At 60.2% G+C, this 23,257-nt stretch carries 20 protein-coding genes; 9 read left to right on the top strand and 11 right to left on the bottom strand.

The features are described 5' to 3' along the window. Positions 1-945: 945 nt before the first annotated feature. A complete protein-coding gene (locus E0L37_RS18850; protein ID WP_133493204.1) occupies positions 946-1,362 on the top strand; it encodes a DUF4399 domain-containing protein in 417 nt (138 codons plus the stop codon). A gap of 53 nt (positions 1,363-1,415) precedes the next feature. Here the strand turns inward: E0L37_RS18850 and E0L37_RS18845 are convergent, their stop codons facing one another. Both E0L37_RS18845 and E0L37_RS18840 read right to left on the bottom strand, forming a co-directional pair. Then, complete coding sequence (locus tag E0L37_RS18845) at positions 1,416-2,270, bottom strand: universal stress protein (RefSeq protein ID WP_133493203.1); 855 nt, start codon at positions 2,268-2,270, stop codon at positions 1,416-1,418. 10 nt (positions 2,271-2,280) lie between these two features. After that, entirely contained in the window at positions 2,281-3,759 is a 1,479-nt protein-coding gene (locus tag E0L37_RS18840) for a SulP family inorganic anion transporter (protein ID WP_133493202.1), read from the bottom strand. A gap of 362 nt (positions 3,760-4,121) precedes the next feature. Here E0L37_RS18840 and dusA point away from each other — a divergent pair, with 362 nt between their 5' ends. From dusA to E0L37_RS18825, 3 genes are all read left to right on the top strand, one after another. Next, positions 4,122-5,111, top strand: a complete 990-nt coding sequence (dusA, locus tag E0L37_RS18835; RefSeq protein WP_133493201.1) for a tRNA dihydrouridine(20/20a) synthase DusA — start codon at positions 4,122-4,124, stop codon at positions 5,109-5,111. A gap of 588 nt (positions 5,112-5,699) precedes the next feature. Further along, the gene (locus E0L37_RS18830; protein ID WP_133493200.1) at positions 5,700-6,656 is read left to right on the top strand and encodes a transaldolase family protein; all 957 of its coding nucleotides are present in this window, start codon (positions 5,700-5,702) and stop codon (positions 6,654-6,656) included. Beyond that, positions 6,653-7,093 (top strand): TerB family tellurite resistance protein, encoded by a 441-nt coding sequence (locus tag E0L37_RS18825; protein WP_133493199.1) that lies wholly within the window; start codon positions 6,653-6,655, stop codon positions 7,091-7,093. Before E0L37_RS18830 ends, E0L37_RS18825 begins: the two co-directional genes overlap by 4 nt. A 10-nt stretch (positions 7,094-7,103) precedes the next feature. On the opposite strand, the gene E0L37_RS18820 is transcribed toward E0L37_RS18825, so the two are convergent. The 4 genes from E0L37_RS18820 to E0L37_RS18805 form a co-directional block, all read right to left on the bottom strand. Beyond that, on the bottom strand, positions 7,104-8,114 hold the full coding sequence (locus E0L37_RS18820) for a VacJ family lipoprotein (RefSeq protein WP_240687509.1): 1,011 nt from the start codon (positions 8,112-8,114) through the stop codon (positions 7,104-7,106). Between the two features lie 111 nt (positions 8,115-8,225). Continuing rightward, positions 8,226-8,984 carry a DUF2063 domain-containing protein gene (locus tag E0L37_RS18815; RefSeq protein WP_133493198.1) on the bottom strand — a complete coding sequence of 253 codons (759 nt, stop codon included), beginning with the start codon at positions 8,982-8,984 and terminating at the stop codon, positions 8,226-8,228. Further along, positions 8,981-9,844, bottom strand: coding sequence for a DUF692 domain-containing protein (locus E0L37_RS18810; protein ID WP_133493197.1), 864 nt, complete (start codon positions 9,842-9,844; stop codon positions 8,981-8,983). The genes E0L37_RS18815 and E0L37_RS18810 overlap by 4 nt, the downstream gene beginning before the upstream one ends. 15 nt (positions 9,845-9,859) lie before the next feature. Then, a complete protein-coding gene (locus E0L37_RS18805) occupies positions 9,860-10,135 on the bottom strand; it encodes a hypothetical protein (protein ID WP_133493196.1) in 276 nt (91 codons plus the stop codon). A gap of 104 nt (positions 10,136-10,239) precedes the next feature. On the opposite strand from E0L37_RS18805, the gene E0L37_RS21880 reads away from it, so the two are divergent. Then, positions 10,240-10,371: a hypothetical protein gene (locus E0L37_RS21880; RefSeq protein WP_255433187.1), complete on the top strand. Its 132-nt coding sequence runs from the start codon at positions 10,240-10,242 to the stop codon at positions 10,369-10,371. A 146-nt stretch (positions 10,372-10,517) separates the two neighbouring features. Here E0L37_RS21880 and E0L37_RS18800 read toward each other — a convergent pair whose 3' ends face one another. The 5 genes from E0L37_RS18800 to E0L37_RS18780 all read right to left on the bottom strand — a co-directional run bounded on the left by E0L37_RS18800 (position 10,518) and on the right by E0L37_RS18780 (position 16,337). Beyond that, positions 10,518-11,288: an SDR family oxidoreductase gene (locus tag E0L37_RS18800; RefSeq protein WP_133493195.1), complete on the bottom strand. Its 771-nt coding sequence runs from the start codon at positions 11,286-11,288 to the stop codon at positions 10,518-10,520. Positions 11,289-11,556: 268 nt separating this feature from the next. Further along, positions 11,557-12,336, bottom strand: coding sequence for an SDR family NAD(P)-dependent oxidoreductase (locus E0L37_RS18795; protein ID WP_133493194.1), 780 nt, complete (start codon positions 12,334-12,336; stop codon positions 11,557-11,559). Between the two features lie 4 nt (positions 12,337-12,340). Continuing rightward, positions 12,341-13,591, bottom strand: a complete 1,251-nt coding sequence (locus E0L37_RS18790) for an acyl-CoA dehydrogenase family protein (protein ID WP_201303839.1) — start codon at positions 13,589-13,591, stop codon at positions 12,341-12,343. A 144-nt stretch (positions 13,592-13,735) separates the two neighbouring features. Continuing rightward, positions 13,736-14,512, bottom strand: a complete 777-nt coding sequence (locus tag E0L37_RS18785; RefSeq protein ID WP_133493193.1) for an enoyl-CoA hydratase-related protein — start codon at positions 14,510-14,512, stop codon at positions 13,736-13,738. 1 nt (position 14,513) lies between these two features. Continuing rightward, complete coding sequence (locus E0L37_RS18780) at positions 14,514-16,337, bottom strand: class I adenylate-forming enzyme family protein (protein WP_133493192.1); 1,824 nt, start codon at positions 16,335-16,337, stop codon at positions 14,514-14,516. A 328-nt stretch (positions 16,338-16,665) separates the two neighbouring features. On the opposite strand from E0L37_RS18780, the gene E0L37_RS18775 reads away from it, so the two are divergent. From E0L37_RS18775 to E0L37_RS18760, 4 genes are all read left to right on the top strand, one after another. Then, entirely contained in the window at positions 16,666-17,751 is a 1,086-nt protein-coding gene (locus E0L37_RS18775; RefSeq protein WP_133493191.1) for a phosphotransferase family protein, read from the top strand. 604 nt (positions 17,752-18,355) lie between these two features. Beyond that, the gene (locus tag E0L37_RS18770) at positions 18,356-19,552 is read left to right on the top strand and encodes a TAXI family TRAP transporter solute-binding subunit (RefSeq protein ID WP_133493190.1); all 1,197 of its coding nucleotides are present in this window, start codon (positions 18,356-18,358) and stop codon (positions 19,550-19,552) included. Positions 19,553-19,922: 370 nt separating this feature from the next. Next, positions 19,923-21,125, top strand: coding sequence for a TAXI family TRAP transporter solute-binding subunit (locus tag E0L37_RS18765; protein WP_133493189.1), 1,203 nt, complete (start codon positions 19,923-19,925; stop codon positions 21,123-21,125). A gap of 91 nt (positions 21,126-21,216) precedes the next feature. Next, a complete protein-coding gene (locus E0L37_RS18760) occupies positions 21,217-23,142 on the top strand; it encodes a TRAP transporter fused permease subunit (protein WP_133493188.1) in 1,926 nt (641 codons plus the stop codon). Positions 23,143-23,257 lie beyond the last annotated feature (115 nt).

The raw sequence follows: 23,257 nt of genomic DNA, 5'->3' as shown, positions 1-23,257 counted from the left end.
TCGGCGTTTGAAGGTGCGGGGTGGGGCCATATCTCCCACAGTCTGTACCCTAGGGTCAGAAGCCAGCCTGGTCCCTCCACCCCGACAAGTCTTCTCCTTCTAAGACTTGCCGGGAAACCATACAAGCCAGCTTGCTGGCGAATTCTGGCCTCCGACGTTGGGGACATTCGCTTGCCAGCAAGCTTCCCACAGCGGCTTCGTGGCAGGGCCTGTGGGAGACCAGCTTGCTGGCGAATTCCGCCCTCCGACGTTGGGGACATTCGCTTGCCAGCAAGCTTCCCACAGCGGCTTCGTGGCAGGGCCTGTGGGAGCCAGCCTGCTGGCGAATTCCGCCCTCCGACGTTGGGGACATTCGCTTGCCAGCAAGCTTCCCACAGCGGCTTGGTAGCGGATCCGTGGGAGCCAGCTTGCTGGCGAATTCCGCCCTCCGACGTTGGGGACATTCGCTTGCCAGCAAGCTTCCCACAGCGGCTTGGTAGCGGATCCGTGGGAGCCAGCTTGCTGGCGAATTCTGGCCTCCGACGCTGGGGACATTCGCTTGCCAGCAAGCTTCCCACAGCGGCTTCGTGGCGGATCTGTGGGAGACCAGCTTGCTGGCGAATTCTGGCCTCCGACGCTGGGGACATTCGCTTGCCAGCAAGCTTCCCACAGCGGCTTCGTGGCAGGGCCTGTGGGAGCCAGCCTGCTGGCGAATTCCGCCCCGGCTGAAGCGAGACTTCCCGCTAAAGTGCGATGAACCTTATTTATTTCCTCAAACTCCGCAGCTACGGGTTTTGACTTTAGCGTCCGGCGTCCGGCGTCAAGCGTCTGGCGTCCAGCCTCCTTCCCATTTGACAAAAAACAGCAACAGGAGGACCTTTTTGTATCCGGTCTGTCTGGTATTCAAGCCATACTGGCCGGCTTTGACGCTGTTACTTTCTTCGCCGTAATCAAGGAGGGCCTGAAATGAAAGTATTACTGACCGCCGCGCTGCTGGTGCTGGCACCGTTCGCCACCGCCATCGAGCGCACTCCCGCGCCGCCCGAAGCCGAGGTGTATTTCATCACACCGCAGGACGGTGACACCGTCTCCGGGCCGGTCACCGTGAAGTTTGGTCTCAAAGGAATGGGCGTGGCCCCCGCCGGCATCACCCAGGACAACACCGGGCACCATCATTTGCTGGTGGATATGAAGGAGGCGGTGAACGAGGATCAGCCTCTGCCCAGCAATGACAACGTGCGCCATTTCGGCGGCGGCCAGACCGAAACCACTCTGGATCTGCCACCGGGCGAACATACCCTGCAACTGATCATGGGCGATGCCCGCCACGTGCCGTTCGAGCCTTCCATCACCAGCGAGGAAATCACCATCACCGTGAAATAAACCGCTGCCGCGGCGGGGCACTCCACCTCGCCGCTGTTTTCCTTTCTCCGGGGTCAGCGCAACAGCAGGTGCGGCACCCTCGCCTCTCGCAGCATTTCATTGGTGGTACTGCCCAGCAGGAATTCCCGGATACGGGAATGGCCGTAAGCGCCCATCACCAGCAGCTCGATACCATGATCCCGCTGATAGCGATGCAACGCCGGCTCCACTTCACCTTCCAGGATGGCGGTGAAGACCTGATGACCGCCATCGGACAAGCGCTCCCCGGCCCAGGCCAGCTCTTCATGACGGGCATGCTGGCCATCATCGACGGTCACCAGATGACAGTCCAGACCACGGAACAGCGGACTGGCGGCCAGCATTTCCACCCCCTTGCGGCAAGTATCACTGCCATCGAAAGCCAGCATGATCACCCCGGGCTCGGAGAACGTATCGGGCACCACCAGTATCGGCCGATAGACCGCCCGGACCACCCGCTCCACGTTGTCCCCCACTTTCGCGGACGCCCCCTGATGCTCGGTGCCCTGCCGCCCGATCACCAGCAGCCGGGTCTCGTCCTGAAGCGCCAGCAGGCTTTCCAACAGGTCACCATGGCGTTGCTGCAACTCCGGATCTTCAATGCCTTTGTCCATCGCCCGGACCTTGGCCGCGTCCAGCATCAACTTTCCCTGCTCCATGGCCACCCGGTTACGGCGGGCATCCAGGTCGGCCAGCTCTTCCATCAGATGTTCACGGGCGCCCAGGCTCAGGGACCCGCTCAAGTCCGTGGGCGTGCTCGGATAGCGTTGCTGATCCAGCACATGCAGCAGCTTCAGAGGCGCGTCCAGGCGCCGGCTGGCCCACACCCCGGCATCGCATACCGCGCTGGCGGCCATTGATCCATCAATACAGGCAACGATTTTGCTCATGTTGTGTTCCTCAATGTCCGCCCATCAGTTTTTCCACGGCGTCCGGCTTATCGTGCACCGCGTATTTGTCCACCAGCGTGGCACTGGCCTCATTCAAGCCGATCAGCTCCACATCGGTGCCTTCGCGGCGGAATTTGATGATCGCCTTGTCCAGAGCGCCAATGGCGGTGATATCCCAGAAGTGGGCCCGATGTACATCGATAACCACTTTTTCCAGGGCCTCACGAAAATCGAAAGCGTCCAGGAACTGCTCCGATGAGGTGAAAAATACCTGCCCCACCACATGATAGGTACGTTCGCCGGGAGCGTCCTGCTCCGAACGCACATAAAACACCCGCCCGACTTTATTGGCGTAGAACAGCGCGCTCAGCACCACGCCAACGGCAACCCCCAGGGCCAGGTTATGAGTGAGCACGGTGACCACCACGGTGGCCAACATGACGATGGTGCTGCTGGGCGGGTGGCGGCGCAGGTTCACCAGCGATTCCCAACTGAATGTACCGATGGACACCATGATCATCACCGCCACCAGCGCGGCCATCGGAATCCGCGACACGTGATCGCCGAGAAACACCACCAGGATCAGCAACACCACACCGGCCACCAGCGTGGACAAGCGGGTACGGCCACCGGATTTCACATTGATCATGGACTGGCCGATCATCGCGCAGCCGGCCATGCCACCGAAGAAACCGGCGACGATGTTGGCGATGCCCTGCCCTTTGCATTCCCGGTTTTTATCGCTCCCGGTGTCGGTCAGTTCATCGATGATGGCGGCCGTCATCATGGACTCCAGCAGCCCCACTATCGCCAGCGTCAGGGACACCGGAAAAATGATCTTCAGGGTTTCCAGGGTCAGAGGAATATCCGGCAGCAGAAACACCGGCAGACTGTCCGGCAACTCGCCCTTGTCTCCCACCGTGGGTACGTCCCAGCCCATCGCCACGCACACGATGGAAAGGCCGATAATGCAAATCAGCGGTGATGGCACAGCCCTGGTCAGTAGCGGCAGCAGGTAAATGATCGCCAGACCGGCGGCCACCAGCGGATAGACCAGCCAGGGCACACCCACCAGTTCCTTCAGTTGGGCCATGAAAATCAGGATCGCCAGAGCGTTGACGAAACCGGTGATCACCGACCGGGACACGAACCGCATCAGTTGCCCCAGCTTCAGAAAACCGGCAACGATCTGCAGCACACCGGCCAGAACGGTGGCCGCCAGCAGGTACTGCAAGCCATGCTCTTTGACCAGGGTCACCATCACCAGGGCCATGGCACCAGTGGCGGCGGAAATCATGCCGGGCCGGCCACCGGCGAAAGCGGTGACCACGGCAATACAGAACGATGCGTAAAGACCCACTTTGGGGTCTACCTCGGCGATGATGGAAAAAGCGATAGCCTCGGGGATCAGCGCCAGCGCCACGACAATGCCGGCGAGCACGTCCGCGCGAACATTGCTGAACCAATGCGCTTTAAGGGAAGCAATCATTAACGGAAAACCCCATGTACGTATGCAAAAAACAACACCGCCAAAGGCGGTCGTAAAAAACAGGCGATAAATCGCGAATACGGGACAGCGGTCCCGCGGGAACCAGGCAGTTCCGGGGATAAACACCATCGGGCCGGCGCGAGAAGCACCTTCCGGGTGTCGGAAGATCCGCGCGCTAGGGCGGAGTCAGGCCATCAAGGATGGCGGGGGAATACGAATGCAACATGAAAATCAGACATTACCAGTCATGGAAGGCGGCGCAGTCTACCAGCACCCGCCAGTCATGCCCACCTCGGGTCCGGTTTTGCCTCACACCGGCACCGTGCGATAATGCGCCTCCCTGCTGTCGTTGCCACCGTCCCATGCTCCCATCCCCACGCCTTACCCCCGGTCCCGACCGGCGCCTTTCGGTGGCGCCGATGATGGACTACACCACTCGCGACTACCGCTATCTGGCGCGTCTGATCAGCCGGCATACGCTGCTGTACACGGAAATGGTGGTGGCCCAGGCGGCGATCCATGGCGACCGCGAGCGGCTGCTGGGCTTTGACGATGCCGAGCATCCGGTGGCGGTGCAACTGGGCGGTAGCGACCCGGCGCAATTGGCGGAGGCCACGCGCATCTGCGCCGACTACGGCTATGATGAGATCAATCTGAACGTGGGCTGCCCCTCGGACCGGGTGCAGCAGGGCAAGATCGGCGCGGTGCTGATGGCCGAGCCGGACCTGGTGGCCCGCTGCGTGGAGGCCATGGCCCGGGTCAGTCCGGTGCCGGTCACGGTGAAGACCCGCATTGGCATCGATGATCAGGACGACTATCCGTTCCTGCAGCGCTTCGTCGCCCGCATGGACACCGCCGGCTGCCGCAGCCTGACCATTCACGCCCGCAAGGCCATTCTCAGCGGCCTGTCGCCGAAGGAGAACCGGGAAATCCCTCCGTTGATCTATGAGCGGGCCTACGCCATCAAGCAGGCGTTCCCGCATCTCGAGGTCATTCTCAACGGCGGCCTGCGCGATCTGCCCTCGGTGCTGCATCATCTGGACCAGGTGGACGGTCTGATGGTGGGCCGGGAAGCCTACGGCAACCCCTGGTGTCTGGCTGGCCTGGACGCCACCGTGTTCGGCGACCCCGCGCCACAACCGGACCGCCACCAGGTAGCTCGGGCCTTCATCCCCCATCTGGAACGGCGCTATGCGGGTGGCTGTCACCCCAAGCACGTGCTGCGCCACGCCCTGAACCTGTTTCAAGGCATGCCCGGAGCACGCGCCTATCGCCGTCATCTGAGCGAGAACATGCACCAGGCGGATACCACCCCAAAGGTGTTCGAGGAAGCGCTGGCGCTGGTGGGTTAGCCGGACGCCGATAATGCAAAACCAGACCCAACGCCCTGGCAAGCACTAAAACGCCTTTTTCAGGTTCATCGCGGTTTGGCGGGCCACGGCGCTTCAATCATGGGCACAGGTCTGTAACCGGAAGGGGCTACCAAGCCGCTCTATTCGCCAGCAAGCTGGTCTCCCACGGATCATGCCACGAAGCCGCTGTGGGAAGCTTGCTTGCAAGCGAATCGCCAACGGTCCAGGGCATTCGCGGCCAAGCGGAGCGCCGCCCGGGCCTCTTCCCACAGCGGCGCTGTAGCCACCTCTGAATGGATATCTTCGAGGTAACCGGGCAATACAGGAGCCCCCGCCCGAGCGACCCTTCCCGCTAAACCGCGATGAACCTTTTTATGGCCGCCGTCCATGGCGGTCACCCTTCGGGCCGTCGCACAGCAACGTTAAAAATTGCTCCCGGCAATTTTTTATTTCCGCAACGCCCGCAGCCCCGGGTTTTGACTCTAGCGTCAGGCGTCCGGCGTCTGGCCGTTTTCCTACTGGCAAGAACCTTCCCGGATTCTTATGCTCTAAGCCTCACTCACTTGTTTTTGGTTAACGGGACGGATCATGGCGAATCAGCGGCAGCAACTGGAGCAGTGGACCACCGTGGTGGCGGACACCGGCGATATGGAGATGATCGCCGCCCTCGCCCCCTGTGACGCCACCACCAATCCCTCTTTACTGCTGGCGGCGGCGCGGGACAGCCGCTATCAGTCCCTGCTCACCCAGGCCCGGAGCTTGGCCACGGAAATGGGCCGCGGCCACGACCTGACCTGGTGCAGTGACGCCTACGCCTGCCTCGCCGGGCAAGCGGTGCTGGAGCACGTTCCAGGGCTGGTTTCCACCGAGGTCGACGCCCGCCTGTCCTTTGACACCCGCGCCACGGTGGAGCGGGCGCGGCGGCTGATGGCGCTGTACCGGGAACTGGATGTGGACCCGGATCGCATCCTGATCAAAATCGCCGCCACCTGGGAGGGCATCGAGGCCGCCCGTATCCTCGAAGAGGAAGGGACTCGCTGCAACCTGACCCTGGTGTTCTCTCTGGCCCAGGCCCTGGCCGCCGCCGAGGCCGGCACCACGCTGATCTCCCCGTTCGTTGGCCGGATCCAGGACTGGCACGTCAAACGCGGCCTCGACATCCAGCACATCGACGACGATCCCGGCGTACAGTCGGTATGCGGTATTTTCCGTACCCTCAAGGCACGCGGGCTGGAAACCATCGTCATGGGCGCCAGCTTCCGCAACGCCGATCAAATCCGCGCCCTGGCCGGCTGTGACCGTCTCACCATCAGCCCGGCCCTGCTGGAAACCCTGGCCGCCGACGAGAACCCGTTGACCCAGGCTCTGGACGCCGCCGACGTGGAACCGGACGAAGACTGGACACCGATCAACGAGGCGGATTTTCGCTGGGCGCTGAATCAGGATCCCATGGCCAACGACCTGCTCAGCGACGGCATCCGCCGCTTCGCCGCGGATCAGGTCGCGCTGGAAACTTTGCTAAGCGAGGAGGAACGTGCCGCGTGAACTGGATTGCCCGCCTGTTCGAACCCCAAACCACCCGGGAACCGGTAACGGAGCTGGATTTACACCGGGCCGCCGCCGCCCTGCTGCTGGAAGTGGCACGCACTGACGGCCAGATTGACGAGCGTGAAAAACAAAGTCTGTTCAAGGCGGTGCGCCAGCGCTGGCAATTGGACAGCGACGAACTGGAAGAGATTGTCGCCGAGCTGCATGAGAGGGTGGAAGGCGCCACCGATCTGTATGAGTTCACCAGCCCGTTGCGCGAGCATTGGGGGCCGGAACCCCGGGCCCGTCTGATCGAGGACATGTGGGCCGTGGCCGCCGCCGATGGTAAAGCGGACGTGCACGAAGAGCATCTGATCCGCCGGGTGGCGGACCTGCTCTACGTTTCCCACGGCGATTATATTCGAGCCAAACTCGCCGCCACCGGCGAACAGTGACCCTCGCGGATCACCATTGCGGTTCCGACTCCGCCCCCTGCTCCTCTGACGGCGCCGTTTGTCCTTCGGCTTTCGGTGCCGGTCCCGGCACCCGGCTCAGTCCTTCCCCCTTCATGCGCTGAGTGATGTAGAAATTACGCAGGAAGGTGTAACGGTCGCCGATGATGTTGCGCTCCAGATCAAGCAGATCGGCCCGCAGATCCACCGCGTACACCGCGCTGAAGATGAGACGATCGGTGGTGTCCTCAAGCAAATAGTGAGACAGCCGCATATAGTCTTCCGGCCAGATAGTGGCGGCGTCCCGAACGGTGGACGGGCCAAACAGCGGCAATACCAGATAAGGACCGGAGTCAACGCCCCAGCGCGCCAGCGTCAGACCCAAGTCGGTCTTATGTTTCGGAATGTCCAGTTCCGACGCCACGTCAAACAGGCCGGCCAATCCGAGCGTGGTATTCACCGAGAAGCGGCCGAAATTGTCCCGCGCCTGTCCCCAGCGCCACTGGAGCACGTTATTCAAGCCGCTGCGAAAATCCTGCAGGTTGGCGAAAAAACGTGTGAAGGTATCGTCCAGCCATTGCGGAGTAATGAATCGATAGCCCTTGGCCGCCGGCTTCAGCGCGTAGCGATCCACGAACTCGTTGAAGCCGAACATTTTGCGGTTGAAGCCCTCCCAGGGATCAATCTCCTCCCAATCCATGGTGGGACCAGCGAACGGGTCATCCAGGTCACCGGAACCGGAGCCGGCCCAGTCATCGCCACCGTCGCCCCAACCATCATCCACGGCCGGGGCGCTTTCCCCCCAATCGTCTCCGCCATCAGCGGCGGCGGACTGGGCGGACAAGGCGGCCGGAGCGTCATCAACGGCGCTTTCCACCGCGCCTTCCACATTACCGCGTTCAGCGTCGGCGGCACTCACCGCTTCCGGCGGCACCGACGGCGCCTGAGTTTCACTGGTATCCCGGGGCGTCTGCGCACACCCAACCACCAGGCCAGCGAAAGCCAGCAGAATCCATTTACGCACAAGCAATCCTCTGTTCGTTGGTGAGCGCATTATAGGCACGTCCGTGCTATCACTCCCAGGCTCCGATCACAGCTTCCTTCGCCGGAGAGCCATACCGGACGGGAGCGCAATTCAGCGTGCGCCCAGAATCACGTCCTTGCCGCGCAGCTGCTCCAGCAACTCAACGGCGAAACCCCGCAACGCACTCTGGTCGGCAAAGTTCAACTCTTCCGCCAGTATTGTCAACACAGCTTCGCCTCGCTCTTCGGGGCAGGCCGCCATCAATTGCAGCATGCGGGCGGTAGCGGGGTTCAATTCGGTGAAGTGGACCCGATCATCACGCCCCCGGTGAATAAGCAACCACACCGGTTCCGGCAGGGGCTGCTCAGGACGATAGTCCAGACCGATCCGGTGGACAGGGAAGCGGTAGCCTTGCAGCACATGCAGAGGATTGAGCACCGGCACCCCGGCGAGCAAATCGCCGCCGGGATCATAACCCCGTTCAGGGATCTCCTCGGTGGCGCTATCCAGCACCACCTCCATCCACTCGTAATGAGCCAGCTCCGCCAGATAAGGCGGATCCTCGGGATCCGGTTGATACTTCGTGGTCAGGAAAGCAACGAACTCTCCGGGAATTTCCAGAAAATAAGGGGAATTGCTGCGGTGAGAGTGAAAAAAGGCGCGCACCAGAGCCCGCCAGCGGACTTCCGGTAAAACGCCGTGCAGGACCGGGAAGCCCTGGCTCAGGATGCCATGCACATTATTGAAAAAGAGATCCCGGTATATCGCCAGACGACGCTCCTCCAGACCTTCCGGAGCGGCATGTTGGTCCGGATCGCGCAGATGGGCGGCGAAACGCTGTTGCACGGTAACCAGGTCCGGTCCGCTCATCCACAACTCCTGTCCGGTTTCCGGGCCCGGCTTTCCACTTGCCGCTGAGTTTCGCCAATGCGAGCCAACTCCGCGAACAGGGTCTGGTTGTCAGGGAAATTGAAATCCCGCTCCAACAACGTCGGCAGCACCCCGAAGCGTTGATAAGCGTGTTCCAGCAAGGACCACACCGGCTCGATCACGGCACTGCCATGGGTATCCACCTTGAGATCCTCGGCCTCGTCGTAGTGACCGGCGATATGCACATAGCAGATCCGCTCACCGGGCAGGCCGTCGATGAAACCATGGGGGTCGTAACCATGGTTAATGCCGTTTACATAGGCGTTATTGACGTCCAGCAACAGACCGCAGTCGGCCTCCTCGAGCACCGCGCGAATGAACGCCAGCTCGGTCATTTCCGCGGGACCGCCGGGTGGCGTGTAATAACTGACGTGCTCAATACCAATCGGGCGTTCAAGGAAGTCCTGCACCCGCCGGATACGATCGGCGACGTAACGCACCGCCTCACCGGTAAACGGCATCGGCATCAGATCATAAAGATGACCACCGTCGCTGCAGTAGCTCAAATGTTCGGTATAACAGCGGATTTGATGTTCATCGAGAAACCGTTTGACCGCGGCCAGCAACTCAAAATCCAGCGGATGGGGGCCACCCAGGGACAGGCTCAGACCGTGGCAAACGAACGGGAAGCGTTCAGTGAAACGACGGAATTCCCGGCCCAGGCGACCGCCCATGGGGATCCAGTTCTCCGGCGCCACTTCCATGAACTGGAACGGCACTTCCTGGCACTGCGAAAGCGGGCCCATCAGGGCCCGCCGCAATCCCAGGCCGGTTCCATCGACCGCGGCTCGGGATGTCATCGTCGGACTCCGGGATCAGGCGGCGCCGCCGCATTTCCCTTCGCCGCATTTCCCTTCGGCGCCCTTCTCCTCTTTCTCTCCGCAGCTGCCTTCCGCCTTTTTATCGCCACCACAGCGGCCTTCCGCATTCTTGTCGCCATGATTGTCGGCCAGTTGATAGCCACCACCCAGATCGGAAGTTGCAAACGGGTTTTCGACCGCCTGCGCGGTGACCGGCAAGGACATCGCGGAAGCAACGAAGGCCGCGCTCACGGTGGCCGCCAGAGGATTGAGTTTGCTCAATTTAGCCATGTTTCGTCTCCTGATTCGCTCGGTTAATGCGAAACCCCGCCGGACCGGAGGGTCCGGTTCATGGTTTCGACACTATAGTGATGCACGCCGGGAGTAAACGTTACATGAAGGACCTCGATAAACCGCTGGGAGCGAGCGGTGGTCACAAAAAATCGCCGGGAGCGATTTTTGACGTCGCCTTGGCGACGGCCCATAGGGTGACCGCCATGGACGGTGGTCACAAAAAGGCACATTGATTCGCTGCCAAGGCAGCTTCCCACGACTCCGTAGCGCTCTCCGTGGGAAGCTGCCTTGGCAGCGAATGCAACGCGAATTGATCTCTCCAGGCCCAAACCAGCAAGACAAGCCATGAGGTGGTGGCGTGTCTGTGTGTCAGCGGTCTTTAAACCGGATTACTATAACGCCGGTTCAGCTTGCGCATACCACCGATCCAGCGGTCGTAGTCCGCGGTCTTGTTGCGCATGTATTCCAATACTTCAGGGTGCGGCAGAACCAGGAAAGTTTCCTCCTGGATCGCTTTCAGGCAAGCCTGGGCCACCGGTTCCGGCTCCATCATGCCGTTGATACTGGCGACGCCATCTTCCTTGCCCTTGGTCATGGCGGTGCGCACCGCCTGCGGACACAGTACCGATACCTTGATGCCGTCATCGCCATAGGTCAGCGCCAGCCACTCGGCCAGCCCCACCGCGGCGTGTTTGGTCACCGCGTAGGGAGCGGACCCAACCTGGGACAATAGCCCGGCGGCGGAAGCCGTGTTGAGCAAATAGCCGCCGCCACGGGCGGTCATCCTCGGCACCAGGTGCCGTGCCGCATAGACATGGGCCATGACATTGATATCCCAGATTCTCTGCCACACGTCGTTGCTCACTTCCGGCCCGCCACGGGTGGAGATGCCCGCGTTTGAGCAAAACAGATCGATCGGCCCTTCGCTGGCTTCCACCTCTTCGATCAACGCCTGGATCTCACTTTCCTCGGCCACATTGACCCGCCGGCCGATGCCGCCGATGGTGTCGGCGGTGGCCTGGGCGCCTTCGCCATCCAGGTCGGCGCAGACCACACGCTTGGCGCCGGCCTCGGCGAAACACTGCGCCAGCGCGCGGCCGATACCACCGGCGGCGCCGGTGACCACGACTATCCGGTCTTTAATATCCATGAATTTCTCCTGTTTCTGTTAAGACGCCGGACGCCGGACGCCGGACGCCGGACGCCGGACGCCGGACGCCGGACGCCGATAATGCGAAACCCACCCCACCCCCCCTGCAAGCACTAAAAGCGCTTATTTATGACCGCCGTCCATGGCGGTCACCCTTCGGGCCGTCGCACAGCAACGTTAAAAATTGCTCCCGGCAATTTTTTATTTCCGCAATGCCCGCAGCCTCGGGTTTTGACTTTAGCGTCAGGCGTCAGGCGTCAGGCGTATTTCAGGCCCACATATGCGTACCGCCACAGACGGTCAGCGCCTGCCCGGTCATATACCGGCTGGCATCCGAGGCAAGGAACACCGACAGACCACTGAAATCCTCCGGCTCACCCAAGCGACGCAGAGGAATCTGCGAATTGGCGCGGGCTTCCGCTTCCGGGTTGTCCCACAGTGCCTTGGCGAAATCAGTGCGTACCAGTCCCGGACAAATGGCGTTGGCACGGATGCCTTGGGGGCCATATTCCAACGCCAGATTACGAACCAGACCGATCAGCGCCAATTTGGACGTGCCGTACAAACCCAGCGTATCGGAAGGTTTGTAGGCACCGACACTGGCGGTAAACATCATCGAACCGTTGCCCTTCTCGATCATGTCCGGAACCACCAGGCGCGCCAGCCAGAGATTGGCCTGTACGTTGGTTTTCATAGTCTTTTCGTAGGCGTCGTCGGGAATCTCGGAAATCTTGCCGTAGAAAATATTGACCCCGGCATTGCCGACCAGAATGTCCACCGGCCCGGCAAGCTGGTGGGTTTTTTCCACCAGCGCTTCCAGTTCTTCCTTGCGGCCGGCATTGGCCGCCACCGCATGCACCCGTTCCGTGCCCACCGCCTGATTGATATCAGCGGCGGCCTGGTCGAGGGTCTCCTGCTTGCGCGCGGAGATCACCACGGTGGCGCCGTGGGCGGCGAGGGCCTGCGCCATCGCCTTGCCCATGCCCTTGGAGGCGCCGGTCATCAGCGCCACCTTGCCGCTCAGGTCGAAGAGTGAGGTATCGACCATGGCATCAGCCCCCGGATTGGTTGTAGCGGGTAACCTCGTTACGGGCGATGACGTTGTGATGCACTTCATCCGGGCCATCGGCGAAACGCAGGGTACGCTGCTGCATGTACATTTCAGACAGCGGAGACCATTGGCTGATACCTGTGGCACCGTGGATCTGCATGGCCTGATCGATGATCTGGCAGCACTTCTCCGGCACCATCGCTTTCGCCATGGAAACCCAGATCCGCGCTTCCTTATTCCCCATCACGTCCATCGCCTTGGCTGCTTTGAGGACCATCATGCGCATCGCTTCGATTTCAATGCGGGCGCGGGAAATGGTTTCCATGTTCTTGCCCAGGTCGATGATCTTCTTGCCGAAGGCTTCGCGGTTGAGACCGCGTTCCATCATCAGGTCCAGGGCCTTCTCCGCCGAGCCGATGGAACGCATGCAGTGGTGAATCCGGCCCGGGCCGAGACGGACCTGGGAAATCTCAAAACCACGGCCCTCGCCCCACAGGATGTTCTCCTTGGGTACCCGTACGTTCTCCAGCTTGATATGCATGTGGCCATGGGGGGCGTGGTCGTGACCGAACACGCACATCGGACCGATGATGTTCACCCCGGGGGTGTCCATGGGCACCAGAATCTGAGACTGCTGACGGAACGTGGGCGCGTCGGGGCTGGTTTTGACCATACAGATCATGATCTTGCAGCGTGGATCGCCGGCGCCGGAAATGTAGTACTTCTCGCCGTTGATGACCCACTCATCGCCGTCCAGTACCGCGCTGGTTTCGATGTTGCGGGCATCGGAAGACGCCACTTTCGGTTCAGTCATGCCGAAACAGGAGCGAATCTCGCCGTTGAGCAGCGGCTTGAGCCACTTCTCTTTCTGTTCCGGAGTACCGACACGCTCGAGCACTTCCATGTTGCCGGTATCCGGCGCGGAACAGTTCAGGGTCTGTGACGCCAGCGGGTTCTTGCCCAGCTCGAAAGCAATGTAAGCGTAATCAAGGTTGGACAGGCCTTCCCCGGTTTCCGCGTTGGGCAGGAAAAAGTTCCACAGGCCATTGGCCTTGGCTTTGCTTTTGGCTTGCTCCAACAGTTCCAACTGGCCCGGCGCATAGCTGAAGCGCTCGGCGCGACCTTCACCCAGACGGTGGTATTCCTCGGTGATTGGATCAACATTCTCACGAATATGTTGTTTCACCGCGTCCAGCAGCGGCTGCGCCTCTTCGGACATGGCGAGATTGTTCAGATTGGTATCGTTACCCATGGTTTTACTCCTCGATGTAAGAGAGACTGTTTACGATCTATTCACCGCCGCGCCGGCCTTTGCCCCACCAGAGCCTGCAGTCCGCGACGCCGCCTGGCGGGGTTCCAGCAGCAACGCGGTGGCGAATAGCGCGCAAACAGGCTCTCAGCGGTTCTTCCACTGTGGTGGGCGCTTTTCCACGAAGGCGTTGACGCCTTCCTTGAAGTCCTCGGTATGACGTAAGTCCTCGATCACCTCGCGGCTGTACGCCAGACTTTCCCGCAGACGTTCCAGTTCATCCAGATGATTGAGAACCCGCTTGGTCGCCTTCACCGATGACGGCGATACGGCACAAATTTCCTCGGCCTTCGCCAGGGCCGCGTCCATCAGCTCGTTTTGCGGATAGACCGCATTGACGAAGCCCAGCGCCTTGCCCTCGACGGCGCTCGCCTGACGGCCGGACAGCATCATCTCCACCGCCTGCTTGCGGCCGATCTGTCGACTCAGGCGCTGCACGCCGCCGGCGGCGGCGAACAAGCCGACCTTGACCTCCGGCAAAGCAAAGCGGGCGGTGTCGGCGGCCAGCAGAATGTCACAACACAAGGCGGTTTCGAATCCTCCGCCCATGGCAAACCCGTTCACCGCGGCAATCAGCGGCTTTTCCAGATCAAAGCGTGTTGACAGGCCGGCGAACCCGGTGGGCGGTGGCGTGCCCTTGCCCCCCCGGGCGGTGTACTTGAGATCGTTACCGGCGGAGAACGCCTTCTCGCCGGCACCAGTGAGCACCGCCACCCACAGATCATCGTCGGCGGCAAAGTCATCCCACACCCGGGACATCTCATTGTGCATGGGCGCGTGTACCGCGTTGTACACTTCCGGCCGGTTCATGGTGACGATCAGAATCGGACCCCGGCGTTCGGTTTTAACGAATTCATAACCCATATCAGTTTCCTTGCGCGGCGCTTGCCGCCGTATTTTTGTTGGTATCAGGCTTGTCGGTATCGGCGCTGTTGCCAGTGTCCGGCTTACCCGGATCCAGCCTGGCCAGACAGGCGGCGCGAATCGCGCGCCGGTCGATCTTGTCGGTGGCGCCACGGGCGAGAGGACTGTCCTGCCACCAGAACCGCTCCGGCACCTTGAAGTGGGCAAGGTGTTCAGCGACACAGGCTTTCAATTCCGCTTCACCCACCCCGCTTCCACTCTTGAGTACCACCATGGCGCCGACGATCTCACCCAGACGCTCATCCGGGACCGAGAAGGCGCAGGCTTCCACGACCTCCGGGTGCTGATACAAAGCGTCCTCCACCTCCAGGCAGGCGATGTTCTCGCCACCACGAATAATGATGTCCTTTTTGCGATCGACGATATAAACCAGCCCGTCCTCATTCGCCCGGGCCATGTCACCGGTATACAGCCAGCCGTCCCGCATCGCCGCGGCGGTGGCTTCCGGCTGGTTCAGATAGCAGCGCATGTTGGCGGCGCTGCGTACCAGCAACTCCCCCACCTCGCCCGGCGGCAACGGGCGGTCCTGCTCATCGACAATACGCATCTCTTGCAACGGCGGCGTCAGGCGGCCGGCCGCTTCCGGGTTCTCCACATAGGGATCACCGGCAATAATGATGCCGAGCGCGTTGGTCTCGGTCATGCCCCAGCCGGAAGCAATGCTGGCCGCGGGAAAAGCACTGGCCAAACGTCCCACCTGGGCGGCCGGACGTTTGGCACCGCCACCGCCGATGAACTCCAGCGACGGCAACGGCTGCTCCAGCCGGCGGGCGGTTTCCATCAGCTCCGCGGACTGGGTCGGAACGCCGACAAAACGGGTTACCTGTTCGGCGTTGATAACGCGGATTGCCTCTTCGGGATCCCACTTGTACATCAAATTCAGAGTGGCGCCGGCGGCGAGCCCCTGGATCAGATTCGAATTCAGCGCCGTGACATGAAACAGAGGCGTCACCACCAACGAACAGGGAGGTCGCGTCGAGGCCGGCGTGTCCGGATCCATCAGCGCCGGCAGCAACCGCAACATGATCAGCGAATAGACCGCCGAGACCAGCCCCCGATGGGTCAGCACCACGCCCTTGGGACGACCGGTGGAACCCGACGAGTACAGCACCGCGAAGTCGTCATCGGTGGCGATCGGCACTGTCGGCCAGGATGCCCGCGTCGCCCCTTCCAGCAAATCCGAATAGTTGTGTTCGCCTTTCACATCACGAACCGCGAACAGCGTCAGCCCCAGACGTTGCGCGAACGGTTCGATACGTTGATAGCGATCGTGGTCGGCGAACACCATCCTCGCACCGCAGTCCTCCAGCGCGAACGCCAATTCCTCACCGGACCACCAGGCGTTCATCGGCACCACCACCGCGCCAATCGCGGTGATCGCCAGTAACAACAGCGGAAATTCCGGATAGTTGCGCATCGCCAGAGCCACCCGCTCGCCGGGCTGGACACCCAAATCGGCAAGTGCCCCGGCGAGGCGATTGACTTCGTCGACCAGACGCGGGTAATCCCAGCGCTCGTCACGATAAATCAGCACATCACGCTCACCGTAAACCGATTCCACCGATTGCAGCACTTCACGTAAATGCGCCGGCGCGTTGGCGAAAACCGGATACCGTTGTCCCCGAATGTCTGTTTCGGTCACGGCGAAACGGGGATCCGTGGCGGTAATGTGGGCCACCGCCTGCTCCAGGGTCAGCGCCGATGCCGGATCATCGGCCACCGACGCGCCCTGGGCGGCGATCCGCTTGTTGTCCCATTCTGACATTTCTTGTTCTCCCGGCCCGTCAACGTCTCACGCCACTGCGCGGGCTGACGTTTGTCAGGCAAACGCTACGGCGGATCGGAAGGTGATGTCAAGCCGGAGCCGAAGATTCGTTCAAACACATTGACCCAGGCGCCGCTGGTTCCTAGTATTTTCATCCTGACAAACGTCAGCCATAACTAATTTGAGAGCTGTTCAAGGGCTTATTCGGCGGCGCACCAAGCCGATTTCAGGGCGCCACCAGCCTGATCATGCCTCCCCCCGGGGCCGGGCGAGGCCGATACGAATGAAGCCAATTCGAGCAGATGGCTTTTATCTGAGAGACCTGGATATGAATAACAACGCCACCACCACGGGACCGCAACTGGTCTCGCCTTTGCCCGCCCACCGCATCGATGCCGATGCGCTGGCCAACTGGTTGCGAGCCGCCCTGCCGGAAGCCGTTGACGGGCTTACCGTGGAGCAATTCCAAGGCGGCATGTCCAATCCCACTTATTTGATCAGCACCGTCAGCGGCAAGCGTTATGTGCTGCGCAAGAAACCGCCGGGCAAACTGCTGCCCAAAGCCCACGCCGTGGATCGCGAACACGCCGTCATGCACGCGCTGGCGGACACCGGTGTGCCGGTACCCCGTATGCTGGCCTACTGCGAAGACACCAGCGTGATCGGCGCCGAATTTTTTGTCATGGAATTCATCGAAGGCCGGATCGTGCCTCCGCCGTCAATGGACCCGATTCCACGAGATCAGCGCCCGGCCACCGCCTTCGCGCTGATCGACACGTTGGCACAGCTGCACGGCGTGGACTGGCAGGCGGTGGGTCTGGAACGTTTCGGCCGGCCGGAAGGTTATTTGAAGCGCCAGACCAGCCGCTGGGCAACACAATACGAAGGTGCCAAGTCCGCCTTGCCGGCGGATTTCGATTACTCACAAATGGACTGGTTGCGTGACTGGCTCCTGGAACACACCGATACCAGCGTGAAGGACGAAACCACCATCGTTCATGGTGACTTCCGCCTTGGCAATACCATCCTGCACCCTACCGAGCCCCGGATCATCGCCGTACTCGATTGGGAACTCTCCACCCTTGGTCATCCACTGGCGGACCTGTCCTATCTCTGCATGCCCTACCACCTGCCGACGGACCTGCCCAACACCAAGGACTTGCTGCAAGCGGGACTGCCACCGGAACAACAGATGCTGGAACGCTACTGTGAACGTACCGGGCGCGATGGCATTCCCGAGTGGCCGATCTACATGGCGTTTTCCTTCTTCCGCAGCGCCGCCATCATCCAGGGGGTGGCCGCGCGCGCCGCCCAGGGGAACGCCAGCAGTGCCAGCGCAGACCCGGAACGTGATGGCGCCCGTGCCCGGCGGGTAGCGGAAATAGGCGCCGAAATCGCCCGTTCACTGGGCTGATTCAATAGCCAACCAGCGCGGTCCGTGGGCCAACTCGCTGACACGCACCGCGCCCCAAGGCCCGCTACCGGCTTTGGGGAGATGACGTCAGAGCAGCCACGTCATGCTGGACTTTATCCAGCACCTCCCGCCTATATCCTAATCTCCCTGTCTCCCGCCGCCTTCTTCTCCTGAAAGCCCATAGCCCTCCACTGGGAGATCCCGGGTCAGGCCGGGAATGAACGGTGGTTTGGAAAGCGTGTCACCCTTCGGGCCGTCGCTACCGCGACGTCCAAAATCGCTCCCGGCGATTTTTTAAAACAGGTAAACAGAATCGACCTTCTTTTTGGTGGATTTCTAATAAAACACCACTTTTACCGCTTGAAATTCTGATTATCGGCGGTTTAACCTGACATACGTCAGGAGAACAACCCAAGCTCGGGCCCGCACGAAAAAAGCCCTTTTAAAATAAGGCACTCATAGGCCCTTAACACCCTGGCAAACAACTGGCGGCGGTAACCTCGGGAGAGCTTTCACAATACGCCAGGCGCCATATACAAACAGGTCAATAAAATACATTCGATCATTAAAAAGTGAACCATTAGAGAACAATAAGGAGTCACCGATGAAACGTCGTACCCTGAGCAGGGTGCTCGCCCCTGCCCTGACCACCGCTCTGCTGGTATCCGGCACGGCCTTCGCCGCCGAGGACAGCGATTTCGAATGGCCCCGGTTATTGGTGGTGGCGACACCTGGTACCGGCTCCGCCAGTTTTGCCTCAACCAACGGCTGGGCACCAATTCTGCAAAAAGAGAAGGGCTCCGTTGCCCGAGTAGTCCCGGAGGACAATGAATCCATGCGCTATCGACGCCTGACCGAGCGCCGTGACGTTGCCATCAGCTCGGTCTCCGCCGCGGAGATGCGCTTCCAGATCGAGGGAATCGGTGGCTATGCGTCCACCAAACCAGTCCCCCAACGGGTTCTCTGGCACCATAACGACACCCCTTGGGGGTACGTGGTGGCCGGCGATTCCGAACTGAAATCCCTTCAGGATCTCAAAAAGGGCGATTATCGCGTGGCCAAGGGGATGTTCTCGCCGCCGATGATCGCCGCCGTGACTGGTGCCCTGCCCGCCTTCATCGGCCTCTCCACAGAAGAAGCGGAAAAGACCATAAAGTACGTGCCAGCCAGCAGCTACGCGGAAAACTGCCGCTCCGTGGTGGAAGGCAAGGCGGACGTGGCCTACTGTGCCCCGGTCAGTTCCGTACTATCGGAAATGGAAGGCGCGCCCGGCGGTATCCGCTGGCTGCCGCTGAGCCAGGATGACCAGGAGGGTTGGGACGGTTATCTGCAACACCGCCCCATGCTGATCCCCACCGAAATTGAACTGGGGGTCTCCACCGCCCGTGGTGTCGACGGCGCCACGTCCAATTTCGTCTACTCCGTACCCGCGGATGTGGATGAAGACTTCGCTTACCACATGGCCAAATGGTTCCACCAGTCCCATGACGCCTACAAGGACTCCCACCCAATGGCCGCGCGAATGTCCCTGCGGCAATTCCGTGCTTACCTGGACCGCACTCCCCTGCCCGTACACGAAGGCACGGTCAAATATCTTCGGGAAATAGGAGCATGGAAAGCTGAAGATGATATTTGGAACGAGCAGGCCAAAACAAAGATGGATCAGTGGATACAAGCTCGCCGGGCAGCCCTGCAAGAAGCCCGGAAAGAGGGAATCAAGATCGACTTTGAGGACCCATCATTCATGGACATCCATGACAAACACATCCAGGATCTGGAGGGCTTCCGCTCCCGCCTTTGAAGAAACCCTGCAAGTGCTGCTTCTGACCCGTGATGTCTCTTTGCCGGCCAGGAGCAGCCGGATGGGAATCCGGCCAAGGGACGAATATCGCATCTTCAGGGCCGCACGGTAGCTTTCCAGCCCTTTCGAGCACTTTTTCATGGAATTCCCGCCAGATGCCTTGAAGCCTGGGCTATCTCCGGTTTACCCTTCGAACGTCTTTTTTAAAACAATATTCCAAAATATAAATGTATATTTCTTGATCACCCAGGGAGTCATGCCAACGTTCTGAGTCATCCCTAAATACCCCCAGGACCGGTCAGCATACCGCTCCATCACCTCCCCACGACACCGGGAGCACTGATAAATTTTAAGAATAAGGACCCACCCGATGAAACACCCGATTCTATTCAAAGCTTTAGGCCCAGCGCTATCGATCGCGCTCCTCTCCGCAGGCCCAATGATCGCCAGCGCAAATGAAACCAGCGATTTTGAATGGCCAAGGCTGCTGGTCGTCGGCACGCCAGGCACCGGCACGGCCAGTTTTGCATCAGCCAATGGCTGGGCTCCCATTCTGCAAAAAGAGGTAGGGGCCGTTGTCAGGGTGGTACCGGAAGATAACGAATCCATGCGTTATCGACGCCTTACCGACCGCCGTGACATCACTGTGTCATCCGTGGCTGGCGCCGAAATGTTGTATCAGATCGAAGGAGTTGGCGGGTATGCGACCACGAAACCCGTAGCACAACGAATCATTTGGCACCATACCGATACCCCTTGGGGATTGGTTGTTTCTGGAGATTCCAAACTGCAAACCGTGGAGGATCTGAAAGATGGCGGCTACCGTGTGGCCAAGGGCATGTTTTCTCCCGCCATGATCTCCTCCGTCACCGACGGGCTGGGTGCCTATCTCGGCCTCTCCGCGGAACAGATAGAACAAACTCTGCAATTCGTGCCCGCGGGCAGTTATGGCGAAAACTGTCGCTCCGTGGTTGAAGGAAAGGCGGACGTCGCCTGGTGCTCCCCAATCAGCTCGGTAATGTCTGAAATGGAGGGCGCCCCCGGCAGCATCCGTTGGCTACCGCTGGATAATGATAATACCGAAGCCTGGGGCGCGTTTCTTGAGCACCGTCCCATGCTAATCCCAACGGAGATCAGCCTCGGCGTTTCCACGGCTCGTGGCATCGACGGGGCCACTTCTAATTTTCTATACAGTGTCCCCGCGGATGCGGATGCGGACTTTGTATACAACTTGGTGAAATGGTTCCATCAGTCCTATGATGCCTACAAAGGCTCCCATCCCATGGCCAGCCGGATGTCATTGGAACAATTCCGCACTTATCTGGATCGCTCTCCACTTCCAGTTCATGAAGGCACCGTTAAATATTTAGAGGAAATCGGTGTTTGGACCGATAAAGACAATACCTTGAACGAAGCGGCCAAGAAGAAAATGGATCAATGGATGCAAGCACGCCAGGCAGCCCAAAAAGAAGCAGCTAAAGCAGGCATCAAGATTAGCGGGGACAACCCGGATTTCATCAAGATCCTGAATAAACACACCAGCGGTTTAGAGCGCTTCCGGTCCCGTCTCTGATCAGCTTGAACGCAGTGTAGAGCCGTTGCAGCGGCTCTGCACCGTGCTCGCTCCCCGATCAACCACCATTTCCATTGCCGAGCGGAATACCATGAACGACTCATCAATAGCATTGGAGAACAGCTCCGAGCAAGCCGAACCCACACGCTTGGGCGAGCTGTATTCCTGGCAAAGTTTGCTATTCGTGTTTCTCACTATTGCCGGTCTGGGTATAGGCATAGTTTATATTTTCGGTGTTACCTGGAACGGCGACCGCCTTCTGGAAGGCCAGTACTACTGGCTATTCATCGGCCTCTTCGTGGCGGCCGCCTTCATAGCTCTTCCCGCGCGCCGCGGACAGACCCGGATTCCCTTTTATGACTTGATCGGGGCGGCCGCCGCCTTGGGAATCAGTTTCTACTTCTCGAATTACGCATGGGACATGGTCCAATCCAGTTGGAGTCATGTACCTCTCGGCACGGTAATGTGGCTTTTGATGCTGGAGGTTGCTCGGCGCAGTGGAGGCTTGCCTTTCCTGTTGGTAGTGGTCGGGCTTGGTTTATACCCGCTTATCTCCGACCAATTACCCGGGCTGTTAATGGGCATTCCCTACAGCTTTGACCGTATGATCGAAGCGCACGTGTTCCGCGCCGAGGGCATGATGGGGATCACCACAAAAATCGTAGCGGAAATCATTCTCGGCTTCCTGGTTTTCGCCGGCGTTCTGATCGCCACCGGAGGGGGAGCGTTCTTTATCGACTTGGCGAACGCCAGTTTCGGGCGTTACAGAGGGGGGCCAGCAAAAGTTTCCGTGGTCGCCAGCGCCTTTTTTGGCAGCCTGTCAGGCTCCGTATTTTCTAATATTGCAGGGACGGGTTCCATCACCATCCCAACCATGAAAAAAGTGGGCTACCCGCCTCATTATGCAGGTGCCATCGAAGCCTGCGCCTCCACCGGCGGAGTGCTGATGCCTCCAGTAATGGGCGCAATTGCTTTCGTAATGGCCATTACCATTGGGGTGGATTATGCCACGATAATGATCGCAGCAATCATTCCGTCCCTGTTGTTCTATTTTGGCCTGCTGTTACAGGTGGATGCCTACGCCGCACGAGTGGGACTGGAAGGCGTGCCCCGCGACCAACTCCCCTCCACCCGGGAAGTGCTGAAGCGAGGCTGGCCGTTTATTTCCGTGCTGGCATTTCTGATCTGGGGACTGCTGTACATGCGTTGGGAATATTATGCTCCCTGGTACGCCTGCATTCTCATGGTCGCGCTCTCCTTCCTTCAGAAGGATACCCGCATGACGCCCAGGCGCCTGTACCAGACCCTGCGTCAGATCGGCGTGCTGGTGACCCAAACCGCCGCCATTATTCTCCCCATAGCCTTCGTCGTCAGTGCACTCACCATCACCGGCGTCACCGGAGCTCTTACCTCGGGACTGGTCAGTCTGGGCGGAGGCAACATATTCCTGATTCTGCTCTTCGGAATACTTGCCTGTTTTGTCATGGGTATGGCCGGCTTGGCCATCGTCGCCTATATTTTCCTGGCAGTGACGCTGGCACCGGCGATCATTGACGTTGGTGGCCTTAATACTATCGCCGTTCACTTTTTTATCGTTTACTACGCGATGCTGTCCGCAATCACACCGCCAGTAGGTGCCGCTGCGTTCCTGGCCGCTACCATCGCTGGCGGCAGACCGATGCGAACCTCCTTCACCGCCATGCGCCTGGGGGTGGTGATCTACTTCGTGCCCCTGTTTTTCCTGTTTCAACCAGCGCTGGTCCTACAGGGTGATCTGACACCGCTGATCTACGTGCTGCCGTCAATCATCATTGGCATCATGTTGATCTCCGGGGGGCTGGAGGGGTATCTGCTCGGCGCCGGCCGGGTGCGTCCCTGGCTGCGTTTTCCGCTGATCGCGGCGGGCTTCGCCTTCAGCTTCCCGGGACTGATGACCACCGTTATCGGCGGCGTCGCCTCGGCAGTGCTGGTGGCATTGGTCTGGAACGATAATCGCCGGCTGGCGCAGACCGCGTAATTCATCACCGCCAGAACCAAAGTGCCCGCGGCGATAATGCCGCGGGCACGGAAGGGGCTACGAAGCCACTGTGGGAAGCTTGCTTGCACGCGAATGGGCTTCCGACCCCAGAATT

The sequence above is a fragment of the Alcanivorax sp. 24 genome (genome assembly GCF_004360225.1).
GTDB lineage: Bacteria > Pseudomonadota > Gammaproteobacteria > Pseudomonadales > Alcanivoracaceae > Alloalcanivorax > Alloalcanivorax xiamenensis.
Note: the sequence above shows the minus strand (reverse complement) of the source record. Positions and strands in the feature narration are given on the sequence as shown.

Excerpts from the sequence above, each read along its gene's own strand:
- E0L37_RS18850 (WP_133493204.1), top strand. The coding sequence starts at position 946 with ATGAAAGTATTACTGACCGCCGCGCTGCTGGTGCTGGCACCGTTCGCC.
- E0L37_RS18845 (WP_133493203.1), bottom strand. The coding sequence starts at position 2,270 with ATGAGCAAAATCGTTGCCTGTATTGATGGATCAATGGCCGCCAGCGCG.
- E0L37_RS18840 (WP_133493202.1), bottom strand. The coding sequence starts at position 3,759 with ATGATTGCTTCCCTTAAAGCGCATTGGTTCAGCAATGTTCGCGCGGAC.
- dusA (WP_133493201.1), top strand. The coding sequence starts at position 4,122 with ATGCTCCCATCCCCACGCCTTACCCCCGGTCCCGACCGGCGCCTTTCG.
- E0L37_RS18830 (WP_133493200.1), top strand. The coding sequence starts at position 5,700 with ATGGCGAATCAGCGGCAGCAACTGGAGCAGTGGACCACCGTGGTGGCG.
- E0L37_RS18815 (WP_133493198.1), bottom strand. The coding sequence starts at position 8,984 with ATGAGCGGACCGGACCTGGTTACCGTGCAACAGCGTTTCGCCGCCCAT.
- E0L37_RS18810 (WP_133493197.1), bottom strand. The coding sequence starts at position 9,844 with ATGACATCCCGAGCCGCGGTCGATGGAACCGGCCTGGGATTGCGGCGG.
- E0L37_RS18805 (WP_133493196.1), bottom strand. The coding sequence starts at position 10,135 with ATGGCTAAATTGAGCAAACTCAATCCTCTGGCGGCCACCGTGAGCGCG.
- E0L37_RS21880 (WP_255433187.1), top strand. The coding sequence starts at position 10,240 with ATGAAGGACCTCGATAAACCGCTGGGAGCGAGCGGTGGTCACAAAAAA.
- E0L37_RS18800 (WP_133493195.1), bottom strand. The coding sequence starts at position 11,288 with ATGGATATTAAAGACCGGATAGTCGTGGTCACCGGCGCCGCCGGTGGT.
- E0L37_RS18795 (WP_133493194.1), bottom strand. The coding sequence starts at position 12,336 with ATGGTCGATACCTCACTCTTCGACCTGAGCGGCAAGGTGGCGCTGATG.
- E0L37_RS18790 (WP_201303839.1), bottom strand. The coding sequence starts at position 13,591 with ATGGGTAACGATACCAATCTGAACAATCTCGCCATGTCCGAAGAGGCG.
- E0L37_RS18785 (WP_133493193.1), bottom strand. The coding sequence starts at position 14,512 with ATGGGTTATGAATTCGTTAAAACCGAACGCCGGGGTCCGATTCTGATC.
- E0L37_RS18780 (WP_133493192.1), bottom strand. The coding sequence starts at position 16,337 with ATGTCAGAATGGGACAACAAGCGGATCGCCGCCCAGGGCGCGTCGGTG.
- E0L37_RS18775 (WP_133493191.1), top strand. The coding sequence starts at position 16,666 with ATGAATAACAACGCCACCACCACGGGACCGCAACTGGTCTCGCCTTTG.
- E0L37_RS18770 (WP_133493190.1), top strand. The coding sequence starts at position 18,356 with ATGAAACGTCGTACCCTGAGCAGGGTGCTCGCCCCTGCCCTGACCACC.
- E0L37_RS18765 (WP_133493189.1), top strand. The coding sequence starts at position 19,923 with ATGAAACACCCGATTCTATTCAAAGCTTTAGGCCCAGCGCTATCGATC.
- E0L37_RS18760 (WP_133493188.1), top strand. The coding sequence starts at position 21,217 with ATGAACGACTCATCAATAGCATTGGAGAACAGCTCCGAGCAAGCCGAA.